This is a genomic window from Sphingobium sp. TomTYG46 (genome assembly GCF_055396345.1).
The window spans coordinates 2,149,424-2,165,674 of sequence record NZ_AP027324.1; the positions used below are offsets into that span (position 1 = coordinate 2,149,424).

At 63.5% G+C, this 16,251-nt stretch carries 16 protein-coding genes; 9 read left to right on the forward strand and 7 right to left on the reverse strand.

Annotation, left to right across the window (positions count from 1 at the left end):
• The first annotated feature begins 51 nt into the window (after positions 1–51).
• Positions 52–306, forward strand: coding sequence for a GlsB/YeaQ/YmgE family stress response membrane protein (locus tag ACZ5YV_RS10910; protein WP_449474394.1), 255 nt, complete (start codon positions 52–54; stop codon positions 304–306).
• Between the two features lie 67 nt (positions 307–373).
• Here ACZ5YV_RS10910 and ACZ5YV_RS10915 read toward each other — a convergent pair whose 3' ends face one another.
• A complete protein-coding gene (locus tag ACZ5YV_RS10915; RefSeq protein ID WP_464787636.1) occupies positions 374–622 on the reverse strand; it encodes a GlsB/YeaQ/YmgE family stress response membrane protein in 249 nt (82 codons plus the stop codon).
• A gap of 175 nt (positions 623–797) precedes the next feature.
• Here ACZ5YV_RS10915 and ACZ5YV_RS10920 point away from each other — a divergent pair, with 175 nt between their 5' ends.
• The 4 genes from ACZ5YV_RS10920 (at position 798) to ACZ5YV_RS10935 (ending at position 7,668) form a co-directional block, all read left to right on the forward strand.
• Positions 798–1,967, forward strand: a complete 1,170-nt coding sequence (locus ACZ5YV_RS10920) for an efflux RND transporter periplasmic adaptor subunit (protein ID WP_464787637.1) — start codon at positions 798–800, stop codon at positions 1,965–1,967.
• A 24-nt stretch (positions 1,968–1,991) separates the two neighbouring features.
• Positions 1,992–5,153 (forward strand): efflux RND transporter permease subunit, encoded by a 3,162-nt coding sequence (locus tag ACZ5YV_RS10925; protein WP_464787638.1) that lies wholly within the window; start codon positions 1,992–1,994, stop codon positions 5,151–5,153.
• 67 nt (positions 5,154–5,220) lie between these two features.
• Positions 5,221–6,486 (forward strand): DUF445 domain-containing protein, encoded by a 1,266-nt coding sequence (locus ACZ5YV_RS10930; RefSeq protein ID WP_464789206.1) that lies wholly within the window; start codon positions 5,221–5,223, stop codon positions 6,484–6,486.
• Positions 6,487–6,585: 99 nt separating this feature from the next.
• Entirely contained in the window at positions 6,586–7,668 is a 1,083-nt protein-coding gene (locus tag ACZ5YV_RS10935) for an alkene reductase (RefSeq protein WP_464787639.1), read from the forward strand.
• A gap of 119 nt (positions 7,669–7,787) precedes the next feature.
• On the opposite strand, the gene ribH is transcribed toward ACZ5YV_RS10935, so the two are convergent.
• From ribH to ACZ5YV_RS10965, 6 genes are all read right to left on the reverse strand, one after another.
• A complete protein-coding gene (gene ribH / locus ACZ5YV_RS10940) occupies positions 7,788–8,210 on the reverse strand; it encodes a 6,7-dimethyl-8-ribityllumazine synthase (protein WP_464787640.1) in 423 nt (140 codons plus the stop codon).
• 14 nt (positions 8,211–8,224) lie between these two features.
• Positions 8,225–9,508 carry a 3,4-dihydroxy-2-butanone-4-phosphate synthase gene (gene ribB, locus ACZ5YV_RS10945; protein ID WP_464787641.1) on the reverse strand — a complete coding sequence of 428 codons (1,284 nt, stop codon included), beginning with the start codon at positions 9,506–9,508 and terminating at the stop codon, positions 8,225–8,227.
• A 73-nt stretch (positions 9,509–9,581) separates the two neighbouring features.
• Positions 9,582–10,193, reverse strand: a complete 612-nt coding sequence (locus ACZ5YV_RS10950; RefSeq protein WP_464787642.1) for a riboflavin synthase — start codon at positions 10,191–10,193, stop codon at positions 9,582–9,584.
• 32 nt (positions 10,194–10,225) lie between these two features.
• Positions 10,226–11,209 (reverse strand): bifunctional diaminohydroxyphosphoribosylaminopyrimidine deaminase/5-amino-6-(5-phosphoribosylamino)uracil reductase RibD, encoded by a 984-nt coding sequence (gene ribD / locus ACZ5YV_RS10955; protein WP_464787643.1) that lies wholly within the window; start codon positions 11,207–11,209, stop codon positions 10,226–10,228.
• Between the two features lie 8 nt (positions 11,210–11,217).
• Positions 11,218–11,673 (reverse strand): hypothetical protein, encoded by a 456-nt coding sequence (locus tag ACZ5YV_RS10960; protein ID WP_464787644.1) that lies wholly within the window; start codon positions 11,671–11,673, stop codon positions 11,218–11,220.
• A gap of 65 nt (positions 11,674–11,738) precedes the next feature.
• Positions 11,739–12,413, reverse strand: a complete 675-nt coding sequence (locus tag ACZ5YV_RS10965) for an energy transducer TonB (RefSeq protein WP_464787645.1) — start codon at positions 12,411–12,413, stop codon at positions 11,739–11,741.
• A 151-nt stretch (positions 12,414–12,564) separates the two neighbouring features.
• Between ACZ5YV_RS10965 and ACZ5YV_RS10970 the strand changes: the two genes are divergently transcribed.
• The 4 genes from ACZ5YV_RS10970 to ssb all read left to right on the forward strand — a co-directional run bounded on the left by ACZ5YV_RS10970 (position 12,565) and on the right by ssb (position 16,044).
• Positions 12,565–13,230, forward strand: coding sequence for a COQ9 family protein (locus ACZ5YV_RS10970; protein ID WP_464787646.1), 666 nt, complete (start codon positions 12,565–12,567; stop codon positions 13,228–13,230).
• Positions 13,231–13,317: 87 nt separating this feature from the next.
• On the forward strand, positions 13,318–13,572 hold the full coding sequence (locus ACZ5YV_RS10975; protein ID WP_464787647.1) for a FeoA family protein: 255 nt from the start codon (positions 13,318–13,320) through the stop codon (positions 13,570–13,572).
• Positions 13,569–15,428, forward strand: coding sequence for a ferrous iron transporter B (gene feoB, locus ACZ5YV_RS10980; RefSeq protein ID WP_464787648.1), 1,860 nt, complete (start codon positions 13,569–13,571; stop codon positions 15,426–15,428). Before ACZ5YV_RS10975 ends, feoB begins: the two co-directional genes overlap by 4 nt.
• A 49-nt stretch (positions 15,429–15,477) precedes the next feature.
• Positions 15,478–16,044: a single-stranded DNA-binding protein gene (gene ssb / locus ACZ5YV_RS10985; RefSeq protein WP_464787649.1), complete on the forward strand. Its 567-nt coding sequence runs from the start codon at positions 15,478–15,480 to the stop codon at positions 16,042–16,044.
• Positions 16,045–16,251 lie beyond the last annotated feature (207 nt).

Genomic DNA, 16,251 nt, shown 5'->3' on the forward strand with positions numbered 1-16,251 from the left:
TTAAATACATCAGCCAACCCGCTGGGGGCGGTGGTCCAAGGAGAGTGTGAAATGGGTATCATTTTGTGGCTTGTTGTCGGCGGTATCATCGGCTGGCTTGCCAGCATGGTCATGCGCACCGATGCGCAGCAGGGCATCCTTCTAAACATCGTGGTGGGCATAGTCGGCGCCTTTATCGGCGGCCTGATCTTCAGTGGCGGTTCGATCAATGAGGGTCTGACGCTGTACAGCTTCCTCGTGTCCCTCGTGGGTGCGATCGTGCTGCTTGCCATCGTCAACCTGGTCCGTCGCGGATCAATGCGTTAACCACCCCGGAAGCTACGCTGGCGGGTATGAAGGGCTGCGTTTCGACGCGGCCCTTTTTGCCGTTCGTTCAGCCGCGTCCCGCAAACCAGCGATAGATGGCCAGAACGGCTATCGAGCCCAATAAGGCCGCGAGAAAGCTTGCCTGTTCATCCGCTTCATAAACACCCAACAGTCGGCCGACATAAGCGGCGAATAATGCTCCAGCTATTCCCAGCAGGATCGTAACCACGCATCCACCGGGATTTCTGCCCGGCATCACGAACCGCGCAATCGCTCCTGCGAACAGGCCGACGATGATCCAACCTAGTAATTCCATCCTAGCCTCCCATCCACTTCATGCCGCATAGCGCCATAGGCGCATGAATTTGGCAAGCAAAGGCGGCCCGCCCGCGTTGCTCCGCCGGTGCGCAAAGTGTATTGAGGGTTGAGCCGGGTGATGTATTTATATAACACAGCGCCGGTCGGCCCGTCGGCCGAATGATGGAATCAGGATGAATTACGAAACTCAGGTGGCCGGAGATGTTCCGGCGCGCGTCTTTGGCGAAGAACCGCGCCCTTCAAGGCGGCGGGCGCTGACGATTGGCGCGGTGATTGCGATCATCCTGATTGCCGTTGCAGCCTGGATCAGCATGCATGGCAAGAGCGGGGATGGAGCAGCCCCTGCGGAAGACGCCCCGGTCGTCACCGTCCTCGTGCCAGGCCAGTCCGTCGTGGCCCGCACCGTCAGCGGCACGGGATCACTGGCCGCGCGTGTGGAAATGCCTGTCGGAGTCGTCGGTGAGGGCGGGCAGGTGACGCGCGTACTGGTGCAACCGGGTGATTGGGTTCGCGCCGGGCAGGTGCTTGCGGTGATCGAACGGTCGGTCCAGACCGAGCAGGTTCGCTCGCTCGCGGCGCAGGTAGAGGTGAATCGCGCCGATGCGAAGCTGGCGCAGGCGCAGCTCGACCGTGCCCAGGCCCTTGTGAAGCGCGGCTTCATCAGCCGGGCTGATATCGATCAGCGTACAGCCACGCGTGATGCCGCCAACGCCCGCGTGAATGTCGCGGTCGCACAATTGGCCGAACAGCGCGCCCGGACGGGACGGCTTGATATTCGTGCCCCTGCATCCGGGCTGATCCTGACTCGCGATGTCGAACCCGGCCAGATTGTCGGTTCGGGCAGCGGCGTGCTTTTCCGCATGGCCAAGGATGGCGAGATGGAACTTCTGGCCCAACTGAGCGAGAGCGATCTCGCCACGTTGCGGCCGGGCAACAGCGCGACGGTCACCCCTGTCGGTGGCCAGACGGAGTTCTCCGGGCGCATTTGGCAAGTTTCACCGGTCGTCGATCCACAGACGCGGCAGGGCATCGCGCGCATCTCCATACCCTATAACAAGGCGATCCGCCCGGGCGGATTTGCCGCCGCCCGCATCGTCAGCGGCACGGCAACGGCCCCGCTGCTGCCGGAGTCCGCCGTGCAGACCGATGCCAGGGGACAGTTTGTCTACATCGTCAACGCGCGGGATGAGACCGAACGACGCGGCGTCGAGGTCGGACAGGTCTCTCCGAAGGGCGTTGCGGTTACGCACGGCCTGAATGGCGGCGAACGCATTGTCGCATCGGCAGGCGCCTTTCTGCGGCCCGGGCAGAAGGTGCGGCCGCAAGTTCAAAAGGCCGGGTAAGCCCGCGCAGGCGAGGAAGCCGTCATGAGTTTTCGTAATATGTCGGCCTGGGCCATCCGCAACCCGGTGTCCCCGCTCGTGCTGTTCGTCGCCCTGCTTCTCGCGGGAATGGTCAGCTTTGGCCGCATGGACATCAACCAGCAGCCCGATATCACCTTCCCCATCGCTCAAGTGCTGGTATTGCAGCCAGGCGCCGCGCCGCCGGAACTGGAAACCCAGGTAACGCAGCGCGTCGAGGCCGCCGTGCGCGGCATCAGCGGCGTTGACGAGATCACCTCGACCGTCTCCGAAGGCAATTCGATGACGATCGTGCAGTTCCAGATTGGAACGCCGATCGATCGGGGCGTTGCCGACGTCAAGAACGCTGTCGACCAGATCCGTAGCGAATTGCCAGAAGGCATATTGGAACCGCAGGTGACGCGGCTAGATGCCGATCGTCCGATCGCCTATTTCAGTGCCGAAGCGACCGACATGACGCTGGAACAATTGTCATGGTATGTCGACAATACTGTCGCCAAGCGTCTGCTTGCCGTGCCGGGCATGGCGGCGGTCAGGCGTGGTGGCGGCGTTACCCGCGAAATCCGCGTCATCCTTGACCCCGCCAAGCTGCAGTCGCACGGCGTCACGGCTGCGCAGGTCAATCAGCAGTTACAACAGGTCAACCTGAACGCGGCGGGCGGCCGCACCGAAATCGCGGGAGCCGAGCAGGCGATCCGCGTGCTCGGCAATGCACAGGACGCCTATGCCCTGAGCCAGACCCAGATCGCCATCTCCGGCGGCCGCACCGTTAAGCTGTCCGACCTTGCCGATGTGCGCGACATGTATGGCGAACAACGGTCGCTTTCGCTGATGAATGGCATGCAGGTGACGAGTTTCAGCATGGAAAAGGCGAAGGGATCATCCGACGTCACCGTGTTCGGCAATGCGATCAAGGTGCTGGACCAGCTTAAGAAAGAAAATCCGAAGATCCGTTACAAGGAACTCTTCAACAGCGTCGATTATACCAAGAGCCAATATCATGCGGCGATGCAGTCCATGATCGAGGGCGCTGTGCTGGCGGTCGTCGTCGTGTTCCTGTTCCTGCGTGACTGGCGCGCGACGATCATTGCCGCCACGGCAATCCCGCTGTCAGCCATTCCGACCTTCTGGTTCATGGATATGATGGGCTTCACGCTCAACGTGACCTCCTTGCTGGCACTCAGCCTGGTCGCGGGCGTGCTGGTCGATGATGCTATCGTGGAAATAGAAAATATCGTGCGCCACATGCGCATGGGCAAGACAGCCTATCAGGCATCGATCGACGCGGCCGACGAGATTGGCCTGGCAGTGCTGGCGACGACGATGGCTATTGTCGCCGTGTTCCTGCCAGTTGCGCTGATGCCCGGAGTTTCGGGCCAGTTCTTCATCCAGTTCGGCATGACTGTCGTGGTCGCGGTGCTGCTCAGCCTGGCCGTCGCCCGCCTCATCACGCCCATGGTCGCCGCCTATTTCCTCAAGGCGCACGGCCAGGAAAGCCATGGCGAGGGCTGGCTGATGGACGTCTACATGCGAGTGCTGCACTGGTCGCTCGATGAAAGGCGGGCCAAAGCCTATCGCGCATCAGGCACCCGGCCCCGCTTCGCAGCGTGGCTGCGCGACCACCGTATCTGGACAGTGGGCATCGGGGGACTGGCCTTCATCGCTACGCTGCTCGCCTTCGGGACGCTGCCGATGGCGTTCCAGCCATCAATGAACACCGATTACAGCCAGGTGAAGATCGAAACCGTGCCCGGCAGCACGCTACAGCAAACCACCGCAGTCGCCCGGCGCGTGGCGGACATGTTGACGGCCGACACCAAGTTCGTCAACGCGGCCTTCGCCGACATCCAACCGACCAGCGCCAACATCTATCTTACACTGAAGAAGGACCGGCCTGCGTCCTCGGTCGAGTGGGAACGCAGCATGGCGCCCCGCTTCCAGCAAATTGCGGATGCCCGTGTGAACTTCCAGTCGCAAGCAGGTGGAGGCATGGGCCGTGACGTTACGATCATGCTCGGCAGCGACAATGCCGTGCTGCTGGATCGTGTCGCTAACAAGCTGGTTTCCGAAATGAGCGGCGTGAAGGAAGTCCGGTCGCCCCGGGTCCAGGGCGACATGAATCGGCCCGAGATCATCATCAAACCCCGATTCGACCTGGCCGCGAGCCTGGGGGTCACCACCGCCGCGCTTAGCCAGACCATTCGCGTGGCCACGATCGGCGACATTGACCAGAATACGGCCAAATTCTCGCTATCGGATCGGCAGATTCCCATCCGCGTGGCCGTGGCGGAGGACAGCCGCAGCGACATCGCGACGATCGAGAATATGCCCGTGCCGACCGTCAACGGTGGCTCTGTGCCGCTCAAGGTCGTCGCCGATATCGAATTCGGTGCCGGGCCGACGCAAATCCGTCGCTATAACCAAATCCGCCGGATCGTCGTCGATGCCGACTTCGCGCCCGGCATCGTCAGCAGTCAGGCGATGAAGAAGATCAACGCCCTGCCCACGATGAAGGAAATCAGTGAAGGCCGTATCCCGGGCATTCAGAAGATCAACACCGGCGAGTCGAAATGGCAGGCGGAAATGCTGAAGAATTTCGCCGTCGCGGTTATTTCCGGCATCCTGCTCGTGCTCGCGGTGCTGACACTGCTCTACAAGCGGTTGATGCCGCCGTTCGTCAATCTGGGATCGCTGCTGCTGGCGCCGCTTGGCGGGGCATTGGCGCTGCATCTTACCGGGCACCCCATCTCGATGCCGGTGATGATCGGTATATTGATGCTGCTCGGGATCGTCGCGAAGAACTCCATTCTGGTGATCGACTTCGCGCTGGAGGAAATCCAGAAAGGCGTGCCACGGTTCGACGCGATCATCGATGCGGGGCACAAGCGCGCTCAGCCGATCGTCATGACTACCGTCGCGATGGTTGCGGGCATGGTCCCCACCGCCATCTCGCTGGGAGGCGACAGCGCATGGCGCGCGCCCATGGGCATAACGGTGATCGGCGGTTTGCTGCTCTCCACGCTCCTCACCCTTGTGATCGTGCCCGCGACATTCAGTCTGGCGCTACAGATCGAAGGATGGGCGGGTCCGCGCCTCAGCCGCCGTCTGCTCACATACAAGCCTGGGGACGATGCAAAGCATGAGGGAAATGCACAACCGGCGGAATGATGGCAGTCGGATCGCCTGAAAGAAGCGCATGGCTGAACGAAACGGCGGCGTAACCGTTGGACGGACGATGAAGCAGCTTCCCGTTCCCCCGATCGCCGCCGACTTGCCTGTCCGGGTGCCGCGCGATATGCGGGTGGTTGCGACGGGCATGTTGATCGCGATGGCGCTGCTGTTCCTCGCCGCGCGATCTACCGTCCATCTGCATCCAGCTATCGGTTTCGTTCAGGCATTTGCGGAAGCCGCGATGGTGGGCGGCCTTGCCGACTGGTTCGCCGTCACCGCGCTGTTCCGGCATCCGCTGGGCCTGCCTATCCCGCACACGGCGATCATCCCGCGCAACAAGGATCGGATCGGCGATACGCTGGCCTTCTTCCTGCGCGACAATTTCCTGACCCCCGCTGTCGTTGCGCGCAGAATGCAGCGGCTGGACGTCGCCGCCGCCGCAGGGCGCTTCCTCGCCAGCCCGTCAGGCGGGGACGGCCGTCTGCGTGAAGGCGCGTCGCGGCTGGTGGCAGACATGCTGGAGGCGCTTGATCAGGAACGGCTTGGCGGCATGGTCAAGGGCGCGATCGCGCAGCGGCTGCGGGGCATGAACATCGCGCCGCTGATCGGGCAGGCCATAGAGGCGGCTATGCGCGATGGCCGCCATGCGCCCGTGATGGACGGCATCATCCATTGGGCCGATCGCACGCTGGAGGCCAATGACCACCTTATCCGCCAGATGGTGCATGACCGGGCGGGCAAGATCCTGCGCTGGACGGGATTGGATGAAAATCTGTCCAACACCATCATCGACGGGCTGCGGCGGCTGCTGGCCGAGATGTCAGCTGACCCGCAGCATAGCCTGCGCCTCAAGGCCGAAGAAGGCATGGCGAAGCTGGCAAGCGACCTGCAATTCGATGCCGCCATGCAGGAACGCGTGGCCCGCATCCGCGACGAGATCGTCGAAAATCCCGCAATGCAGCGGTGGATAGACGGCCTTTGGGAACAGGCGCGATCCGGCCTGCTGCGCGCCGTCCGCGATCCGGGCAAGGCGATGGCGGGGCGGCTGGGCGAGGCGCTGCGCCAGCTGGGCACCACGCTTCAGGACAATGCCCGCCTGCGGCTGCTGATCAACCGCTTCGTACGGCGCGCCGCCGTTGGTGCGACGGCCGCCTATGGCGATTCCATCGTGAAGCTGGTGAGCGAAACCGTGCGCGGCTGGGACGCGGGAACCGTGACTAGCCGCCTCGAAAGCGCTGTCGGTCGCGACCTTCAATATATCCGGATCAACGGTACTTTGGTCGGTGGCCTTGTAGGATTGGCCATTCATGCGGCCGACACACTGTTTTGACATCTTGTCGCGAACAGGCTTGAAAGCCTGATCACCGATCCCTAGCTGGCGTCGGCAAGCTTATGAGTTGCAAATTGCAACTGTAATAAGGGGATTTTCATGACCAGCCTCTTCGATCCTGTTCAGTTGGGTGCCATCAAGGCCCGCAATCGCATATTGATGGCGCCGCTAACCCGCGCCCGCGCCAGCCGCGATCATGTGCCCACGCCGATCATGGCGGACTATTATCGCCAGCGCGCCTCGGCCGGCCTGATCATCAGCGAAGGCATAGGCGTGTCGCGTCAGGGGCTTGGATGGCCCTTCGCACCGGGCATCTGGACTGCTGAGCAGACGGAGGCCTGGAAGCCGATCACGAAGGCCGTGCATGATGTTGGAGGCCGCATCTTCGCGCAGCTCTGGCACATGGGTCGCCTCGTCCATTCGAGCGTCAGCGGGCAGCAGCCCGTGTCTTCCAGTCCGATCGCCGCGCCCGGCCACGCCCACAGCTATGAAGGCAACAAGCCCTATGAGCAGCCCCGTGCGTTGGACGCAGAGGAAATCCCGGCCCTGATCGCCACCTATGTCACAGCCGCGCGCAATGCTCGCGAAGCCGGATTTGACGGCGTTCAGGTTCACGCCGCCAACGGCTATCTGCTCGACGAATTTCTTCGCGACGGCGTCAACCAGCGGCAGGATACTTATGGCGGCAGCCCCGAAAACCGCGTCCGGCTACTGCGCGAGATCACGCAGGCCGTAGCGGACGCCGTTGGCGCCGACCGGACGGCGGTGCGGATTTCGATCAATGGCGCCTCGCAGGGTACGGACGACAGCGATCCCGCCAGCCTTGCCATCGCCATCGCCAAGGCGCTGGACCCGATCGGCATCGCCTTTCTGGAGATGCGCGAGTTGCGTCCGGACGGCAGCCGGGGCGCGAGCGACGTTCCGCGTCAGTCGCCGCTCATCCGCCGTCATTTCAGCGGCCCGCTCGTCCTGAACAGCGATTATGACGCGGCTCGGGCGCAGGAGGATTTGGACAGCGGCCTTGCCCAGGCGATCAGCTTTGGCCGTCCGTTCATAGCCAATCCCGACCTGCCCGTTCGCCTATCGCTAGGAGCTCCGCTTAACCCCTTGAGCACCGATACGCTCTACACGCAGGGCCGCGAGGGCTATGTGGATTATCCGGTTCTCGCCAAGGCGGGCTGAGCCTTATGGAGAAAGGGCCGCTCCGAGGATCGGCCCTTTCTCCAAAAAAGAAGTGAAGCCCTTCGACAAGCTCAGGGCGAACGGATTAAGAGGCGGTGCCCATGTAGAGCGAGAAGCGCCTAGGCGCCGAATTTCTCGCGCAGGCCCAGCATGGCGATCGCGGCCTTGGCCGCTTCGCCGCCCTTGTCCTTCTCATCCGGCTTGGCGCGGGTCAGCGCCTGCGCCTCATTCTCGACGGTCAGGATGCCATTGCCGATGGGGATGCCGTCCATGCTGAGCGCCATAAGGCCCCGAGCGCTTTCGTTCGAGACCACTTCGAAATGATAGGTTTCGCCGCGGATCACCACGCCGATCGCCACGAAGCCGTCATAGCGCCCAGACTCCGCCGCCAGCGCAACCGCGCCGGGGATTTCCAGCGCGCCGGGCACCGTCACCACTTCATATTTATGCCCTTCCGCCTCCAGCGCGGCCACCGCGCCTTCGATCAGAAGGTTATTGAGATGTTCGTAGAAGCGGGCTTCAACGATCAGGAATTTCGCCACGGCCGATATCCTTTTTATAGCTCGACGGGTCGATGCCCGACCACGGCGAGGTCATAGCCGTCAAGCGCGATGAGGCTGTGGCTGGAATTGGTGAGCAGGACCATGTCATGCACGCCGAGTTCCGCGAGGATTTGCGCGCCCACGCCATAGTCGCGCAATTCGTCCATGCCGCTAACAGGCTGGCCAGCATGATGGCGCAGAATGCGGGTCAGGAAATCGGCCGGCGAGTTGCTGGTCAGAACGACGATGAGGCCCGCGCCTTCCTTGGCGATGATCTCCATCGACTTGCGCAGGATTTCGCAGCGGGGGCCGCTGGCGCCGTAGACATCGTCGAGCAGCGAGAGCTGATGCACGCGCACCAGTGTCGGTTCGTCCGGCGACACATGGCCCTTTTGCAGCACCAGCTGCTCGCTCTGCGTCGCCTTGTTATAGAAGCTGATCGCCTTCCAATCGCCGCCCCATTTGCTGTTGAAGACGGTTTCGGCACGGCGCTCAACCATATGGTCATGACGGCGGCGATAGGCGATGAGGTCGCGGATCGTGCCGATCTTCATCTTGTGCTTCTGCGCGAAGGGGATGAGGTCGTCGAGGCGCGCCATGGTGCCGTCGTCCTTCATCACTTCACAGATCACGCCCGACGGGTTGAGCCCGGCGAGACGCGCCACATCGACAGCCGCCTCGGTATGGCCAGTGCGCACCAGCACCCCGCCATCCTTGGCGACGAGGGGGAAGACGTGGCCGGGTGTCACGATGTCATCGCGGCCCTTGGAGCCGTCGATCGCCACGGAAATGGTGCGCGCGCGGTCGGCAGCGCTGATCCCGGTGGTTACGCCCTCGCGCGCTTCGATCGACACGGTGAAGGCGGTTTCATGCCGCGTGCCGTTGTTGCGGCTCATAAGGTCGATGCCCAGATGATCGACCCGATCCTTGGTCATCGCGAGGCAGATGAGGCCGCGGCCATGCGTCGCCATGAAGTTGATCGCATCGGGTGTCGCCATCTGCGCCGGGATCACCAGATCACCTTCATTCTCCCGATCTTCATCATCGACCAGGATGAACATGCGGCCGTTACGCGCTTCGTTGATGATCTCTTCCGGGGAGGCAAGCGCAGTGCCGCCCTCGCGCCGTGCCAGATAATTTTCGAGCTTGCCCAGCGTTTCTGCGGTGGGGTTCCAATCCGTTTCGCCCAGCTTCCGCAGGGAATTGGCATGAAGGCCCGCAGCGCGCGCGAGTCCCGACCGGGACATGCCCCCTTCATTGACCAGGGTGCGAACGGTATCGATAAGCGCGGAAGACATGACTGCGACTCCTTGACCAGATCGGCCTCGGGACGCAGTTATCACATTATGATGTGATTATTTCAAGCGCCAATCACATCGATCCGCGAAGGCTCTGCATGCGGTCGAGATAACGGGCCAGCACGTCAATCTCCAGATTGAACGTCCGGCCGGTCGTCAGATCGTCCAGCGTCGTAGCCGCAGCCGTATGCGGTATGATGTTTAGACCGAACTGAACGGACCCGTCCGGCTGATCCTCAACGCTGTTCACGGTCAGAGAGATGCCATCGACCGTGACAGACCCCTTGGCGGCAAGTGCCGACGCCAGCGCCGGGGGCGCGGCGATCACCAGTCGGGTGGAATCCCCTTCCGGCGTGATCGACACCAATGTGCCCACGCCATCAACATGGCCGGTCACGATGTGCCCACCCAGTTCGTCGCCCACTTTGAGTGCACGTTCCAAGTTCAGCCTGCCGCCCTGCGCCCACAGGCCGGACGCGGTACGCTCGACCGTTTCGGCGGACAGATCGACGGCGAACCAGTCCGCGCCCTTTTCCACCACGGTCAGGCACGCCCCCGAACAGGCGATCGAAGCGCCAATCGCGACGCCGTCCATGTCATAGGCGGTGCCGATGACGAGGCGCAGGTCTCCGCGCTGCTCGGCGGAGCGGATGGTGCCGATGTCGGTGATGATGCCGGTGAACATGGGTGTGCGATCCTGCTGGTTCCGTGACGCTCCTAAGCGCCGCGCCGCCGTTCGTAAACCTCCAGCCGGTCCTCGCCCAGCTGACGCTCGTCGGTCAGGGTCCAGCGCTGGTGCGCTTGAGCGAGGTCCGACAGGCCGATGTCGCCGATGCCCGCAAGGCCGTCGCCGATGATGATCGGCGCGCGGTAGAGTAGAAGGCGGTCGACCAGATCGGCGCGCAGGAAGGCTGCCGCCGCCGCCGCGCCGCCCTCCACCATCAGATGGTCCACATGATCGAGCGCAGCGATATCCTCCGGCTTCGCGATGGCTTCCCACCCCTTGGGCGCCCGGCCGCGAGTCAGCAGCAGGCGGCGAGGTGAGCGATCCTCCAATCCCGGTAGCCGGACATCGAGGCGCGGAGCGTCGGCGCGCAATGTGCCGCCGCCGACCAGGATGGCGTCATGCCGCGCCCGCTCCAGATGCGCATGGGCGCGCGCCGCCTCGCCGGTGATCCAGCGGCTCGACCCGTCCTTGAGCGCGATGCAGCCGTCGAGCGACAGGCCAAGCTTCAGGGTGACGGCCGGGCGGCCCAGCGTCTGCCGCAGGACGAAGCCGCGCATGACTGTAGCGGCCTCCTGCGCCATCAGGCCCATTTCGACCTCGATACCCCGCGCGCGCAGATGCCCTGCACCCTGCCCATCGGTGCGCGGATCGGGGTCACGCAGTGCGATCACTACGCGCGCGACGCCTGCTCGCGCCATAAGGTCGGCACAGCGCGGCCCACGAGCGGACAGGTGGAAGCAGGGCTCCAACGTCACATAAGCGGTCGCTTCGCGCGCTTGATCCTTTGCTTCATCGAGCGCCTGCGCTTCGGCATGGGGGCGGCCACCTTTCTGGGTCCAGCCGCGACCGACCACGGCTCCGTCGCGGACGATCAGGCATCCGACATTGGGATTGGGGGTGGAGAGGCCCCGGCCCCGCTCGGACAGGGCGATCGCCGCTGCCATGAAACGGCGGTCGTCGGCGAGGTCGGCCATCGGGAAATTCAATTCTGGCTGGTCTGGGGCGCGGCCTTTTCCGCCGCCTCCGCCTTGGCCAGTCGCGAATCGAGCTGGGCATTGATCTGCTTCAACGCTTCCTTGCGGCGGGCGCTGTTGCGGGCTTCTTCGGTGCGCCAGTCGATGCCGAATGAGTCAGCCCATCCCTGCATCTGCTTCTGCCGCTTTTGCAGCGCCGCCTCGCTCTTCGCCAGGTCGATTTTCTGTTGCAGGATGATCGCCGCGTCCGACCGGCTCGCGTCCCAGCTCTGGACGTAGATGATCTTGTTGCGGGTCGGCATCGTGTTGGTGTTCGCATCGACCATGAACACCCACATGATCACCCAGGTGATCGCCATCGACAGCCCGAGCAGCGGCCATTTATGCGGCCGGTTCTCTCGAAAATAGCTCCACAGGTCGCCTAGCGCGCTTCTGGGAGAGACAGGACGGGGGAAGATCGCCATCGCCGCTATATAGGATAGGGCGCCGCCGGATGCAAAGCCGGGCCTTGCATCCGGCAAGGCGGCATTCATCGGTCGGTCAGCTTGAAATGGACGGTCAGCACCTTGGTGCCGGGCACGGCCACGCCGTCCCGAGTCGCGGGGCGGAAGCGCCATTTGCGCATCGCGTGCCGCTGGGTGGCGATCCAGAAGGCTTCGTCCGTGGCGGACAACCGTTCGATGGCCGTCACCTTGCCATCCGTGCCGATGCTGACGCGGACGGTGACTGAGCCTTCCATCCCCTGGCGGATCATCGATCCGGGATAGTCGGGCTGGAACGCGGACATGGCGCGCGGGTCAATGCCGGGTTCGACGAGGACGGGCTCCTGCGGCGGCTCAAAGGGTTGCAGGATGACGCCGCCGCCCGTGTCAGTACCAGTGCCACCGGCGGGCACGATTGGTCCCGTTCCGCTGTCAGGCAGCTTCACCAGATCATCGGGATTTGTCGGGGTCGGGTCGGTCGTCGGTCGCACCGGCATCCTGCTTTCGGGGGGCTGCGGTTGCGCTTCCGGCGGCGGCGGGTCGATCGGAATCTGCTTGCCGATCAGGATCTGCGGCACATAGGGAGCGATCACCTCCTTAGGTATAAGGATGAACGCTCCCACCACCAGCGCGTGGACGGCGATGGTTGCTCCGATCGCGACGGGCGATCCGCCCCCGCCAGCATATCCGGGCTGCCGACCTCCAGTTGCATGCATTGCCATTACTGCCATCGCATCCTCCATCCTAAATCTGTGCGACCTTCTGGCCGTCACAAACATGATGTTACATCATATCTAATGATATGTTGCAACATCATGTTTGAATATCGTCTGGCGCTTGTGTGCGGGCGTGCCGCGCCCTACCATAGGGGACATGACGACCTTGCCAGAAGACCCGACCCTTGATGAAGTGCGGGCGTTTCTCGCGCCGATCCTGCCGCGTCATGCCGCATTTGACGGCTGGCGCGCCGAAGCGGTCACCATGGCTGCATCGGAGGGCGGTGTGGATGCCGACATCGCGCATCTCGCTTTTTCGGCGGGCGCCATGGACATGATCGATGCCTGGTTCGCCAGCATCGACACGCGCATGCTGGAGACGCTGACGCCAGAGAAGCTCGTCACCATGTCTATCCGCCAGCGCATCATCGCGCTGGTCACGGCACGGCTGACACTGCTGGCGCGCGACCGGGAAGCATTGCGCCGGGCGCTCGCCATCATGGCGCTTCCGCAGAACAGCGTCCGCGCTGCCCGGTTGGGCTGGCGATCGGCCGACGTGATGTGGCGCGCGGCTGGCGACAGCGCGACCGACCTCAATCATTATAGCAAGCGCCTGACGCTCGCGGCGGTCTATGCCGCGACGCTGCTGGTGTTCGTGGACGATGAAAGCGAAGATTGGGCGGATAGCCGCGCCTTCCTCGATCGGCGCATCGAAGGCGTGATGCGCTTCGAACGGGCCAAGGCGAGGTGGAAAGGCATAGGCGGCGGCGAGCGGTTGAGCCTTGCTCGCTTCGTGGGCCGGCTCCGCTACCCCGCAATCTGACTGCCCGCGAAAGGCCGCGATTCCGGCTGGCCTTTTCCTATCTATATTGATAGTCACTCGCAGGTGATCTCAGCGAGTTTTACTTCCTTGCGCCTGTCCGAACTGCCGTTGCGCCAGCCAGCCTCTGTGGACCTGATCGACTGGGACGCGCTTTCCGCGTCGGACGGCCAGCGTTTGCGCGAATTCGGCCTGTGCGAAGGCGCCAGCGTCGAAGCGCTGCATCATGGCGGTTTGCTCGGCCGTGGTCCGATCGCCTGCAAGGTCGGGCGCATGACCATTGCGATGCGCCGCAACCATGCGGCCGCGATTACCGTCCGGACGGGTCCGGCGGAGGCGGCATGAGTGGCCTGCCACTGGTCGCGCTGGTCGGCAATCCCAATGCAGGCAAGAGCGCCCTGTTCAACGCGCTGACCGGCGCGCGACAGAAGCTGGGCAACTATCCCGGCGTCACGGTGGAGCGCAAGGCAGGCAGGCTGTCGCTGTCCGATGGCCGTCCGCTCGAACTGGTCGACCTGCCCGGCACGTACAGCCTCAATCCTACCAGCCCCGATGAGCAGGTGACCCGCGACGTGGTCCTTGGCAAGCAGCATGGCGAGCGGCTGCCGGACGCGCTCGTGGTGGTGGTCGATGCCTCCAACCTCGACAATCACCTGCGGTTCGCGCTTGAGTTGATCGCCCTTGGCCTGCCGACGGTGGTGGCGCTCAACATGGTGGACCTTGCCACCCGCGACGGGCTGGAACTGGACGCGAATATCCTCTCGCGCGAGCTGGGGGTGCCGGTCATTTCGACCGTGGCGGTTCGCAAACGCGGGCTCGACCATCTCCGCACCGAACTGGACACGCTTTTCGACGGCAGCGCCAAGGACCGGTCTACCGCCGCGGCTCTCGACTTCGATGCGTTGCGCAGCGAGGCGCGGAGGATCGCACGCGCGGCAGTGGTTCGCGAAACGCCCTCGCGCCGCCTGACGGCTGCGGTCGACCGGGTTGCGCTCCACCCCGTGGCGGGTCTGCTCTTGCTGCTCGCGCTGCTCTTCATCATGTTCCAGGCGGTCTATGCCTGGTCGGCAGCGCCGATCGCCATGATCGAGGGGCTGGCCGAAACGGCAAGCACGATCGTCACCAACACGTTGCCGGATGGCCTGCTACGATCTTTCCTGGTTGACGGGGTCATCAACGGCGTCGGATCGGTGGTCGTCTTCCTCCCGCAGATCCTCATCCTCTTCTTCTTCATCCTGATGCTGGAAGCGACGGGCTATATGGTCCGCGCAGCATTCCTGATGGACGGGCTGATGGCCCGCGTCGGCCTGTCGGGCCGCGCCTTCATCCCGCTGTTGTCCTCCTTCGCCTGCGCCGTGCCAGGCATCATGGCGACGCGCACCATCGCCGATCCGAAGGACCGGCTGACGACCATATTGATCGCGCCGCTCATGACTTGCTCGGCCCGCTTGCCGGTCTATGCGGTGATCATCGGCGCCTTCATCCCGGCACGCAACGTGGGGCTGGGCATCGGCCTTCAGGGACTCGTCCTTTTCTGCCTCTACATCGCCGGGATTGTCGGCGCGATGCTGGTCGCGCTGATCCTGCGCGCCACCGTCACCAAGGGCGCAAGCGGCAGCTTCCTGATGGAAATGCCCAAATATCAATGGCCGCGCCCGCAGGACATATTGCTCGGCCTATGGCAGCGTGCCGTCATCTTCCTGAAACGCGCAGGCACCATCATCTTTACATCGACCGTGATCCTGTGGGTGCTGCTCAGCTTTCCCAAGGCGCCCGAGAACAGCAGCGTCAGCCAGGTCAATTATTCGGTCGCCGGACGGATTGCCAACGGGCTCAACGTCGTGCTGGAGCCGATCGGCTTCAACCGCGACATTTCCCTCGCGCTGATCCCGGCAATGGCCGCGCGGGAAGTAGCGGTGTCGGCGCTCGCGACCGTCTATTCGCTCGATGCGGATCAAGAGGAGACCAAGCTGGAACGGAGCCTGGGCGATCGGCTGAAGGATAACTGGCCGCTGCCCACTGCGCTCGCCTTCCTCGCCTGGTTCGTGTTCGCGCCGCAGTGCATATCGACGATCGCCGTGACGAAGCGGGAAACCAACGGTTGGAAATGGCCGCTCTTCATGATCGGCTATCTGTTCGCGCTCGCTTATGCGGCTGCCGGGGTGACTTTCTGGACCGCAACGGCCCTAGGTTTAGGGTAGCGCCCGCAGGCCAGCCGACTATAAGAACCTCCAAAGCATCGGAGGAAATATGGCGGGTTCGGTCAACAAGGTCATTCTGGTAGGCAATCTGGGCGCTGACCCGGAAGTGAAGAGCTTCCAGAATGGCGGCAAGGTGTGCAATCTTCGCATCGCCACTTCCGAAAGCTGGAAGGACCGCAATTCCGGCGAGCGCAAGGAGCGCACCGAATGGCATAGCGTCTCGATCTTTTCCGAAGGTCTGGCGGGCGTCGCCGAGCGGTTCCTGCGCAAGGGATCGAAGGTCTATGTCGAGGGCCAGCTGCGCACGCGTAAGTGGCAGGACCAATCGGGTAACGACCGCTACACCACCGAAGTCGTTTTGCAGGGTCCGGGCGCGGTGCTGACCATGCTCGACGGCGCGCCTGGTGGTGGCCAGGGCGGTGGTCGCTCGCAGGGCGGCGGCAGTGATTGGGGCGCCAGCTCGGGCGGCTTTGGCGGCGATTATGATGATTTCGGCGGTGGCAGCGGCGGTGGCGGCTTTGGCGGCGGCAGCGGTGGACGCTCGTCCGGTGGTGCCCGGGGCGGCGCTGGCGGGCCGAATTTCAACAATGATCTGGACGACGAAGTGCCGTTCTGAGGGTTTTGTTTGGCATGACGTAAAGGGCGGCTCTGGGAGGGCCGCCCTTTTTTTATGCATAGTGGAACCGTAAAACCTTCCCCTCCCGCAAGCGTTCAAACGAGCCACGCGACTCGTTTGAAGGGTTAGGGGTGGGTGTGAGCTGAGCGAGCTTCTGCATTAGCGTCTGCTCAAGAAGGCTGGTGTTGCGCTGGCCCACCCCCCGGC

What these genes read in the sequence shown, in the direction of transcription:
- ACZ5YV_RS10910 (WP_449474394.1), top strand. Translation starts at nt 52, where the DNA reads ATGGGTATCATTTTGTGGCTTGTTGTCGGCGGTATCATCGGCTGGCTT.
- ACZ5YV_RS10915 (WP_464787636.1), bottom strand. Translation starts at nt 622, where the DNA reads ATGGAATTACTAGGTTGGATCATCGTCGGCCTGTTCGCAGGAGCGATT.
- ACZ5YV_RS10920 (WP_464787637.1), top strand. Translation starts at nt 798, where the DNA reads ATGAATTACGAAACTCAGGTGGCCGGAGATGTTCCGGCGCGCGTCTTT.
- ACZ5YV_RS10925 (WP_464787638.1), top strand. Translation starts at nt 1,992, where the DNA reads ATGAGTTTTCGTAATATGTCGGCCTGGGCCATCCGCAACCCGGTGTCC.
- ACZ5YV_RS10930 (WP_464789206.1), top strand. Translation starts at nt 5,221, where the DNA reads ATGAAGCAGCTTCCCGTTCCCCCGATCGCCGCCGACTTGCCTGTCCGG.
- ACZ5YV_RS10935 (WP_464787639.1), top strand. Translation starts at nt 6,586, where the DNA reads ATGACCAGCCTCTTCGATCCTGTTCAGTTGGGTGCCATCAAGGCCCGC.
- ribB (WP_464787641.1), bottom strand. Translation starts at nt 9,508, where the DNA reads ATGTCTTCCGCGCTTATCGATACCGTTCGCACCCTGGTCAATGAAGGG.
- ACZ5YV_RS10950 (WP_464787642.1), bottom strand. Translation starts at nt 10,193, where the DNA reads ATGTTCACCGGCATCATCACCGACATCGGCACCATCCGCTCCGCCGAG.
- ribD (WP_464787643.1), bottom strand. Translation starts at nt 11,209, where the DNA reads ATGGCCGACCTCGCCGACGACCGCCGTTTCATGGCAGCGGCGATCGCC.
- ACZ5YV_RS10960 (WP_464787644.1), bottom strand. Translation starts at nt 11,673, where the DNA reads ATGGCGATCTTCCCCCGTCCTGTCTCTCCCAGAAGCGCGCTAGGCGAC.
- ACZ5YV_RS10965 (WP_464787645.1), bottom strand. Translation starts at nt 12,413, where the DNA reads ATGGCAATGCATGCAACTGGAGGTCGGCAGCCCGGATATGCTGGCGGG.
- ACZ5YV_RS10970 (WP_464787646.1), top strand. Translation starts at nt 12,565, where the DNA reads ATGACGACCTTGCCAGAAGACCCGACCCTTGATGAAGTGCGGGCGTTT.
- feoB (WP_464787648.1), top strand. Translation starts at nt 13,569, where the DNA reads ATGAGTGGCCTGCCACTGGTCGCGCTGGTCGGCAATCCCAATGCAGGC.
- ssb (WP_464787649.1), top strand. Translation starts at nt 15,478, where the DNA reads ATGGCGGGTTCGGTCAACAAGGTCATTCTGGTAGGCAATCTGGGCGCT.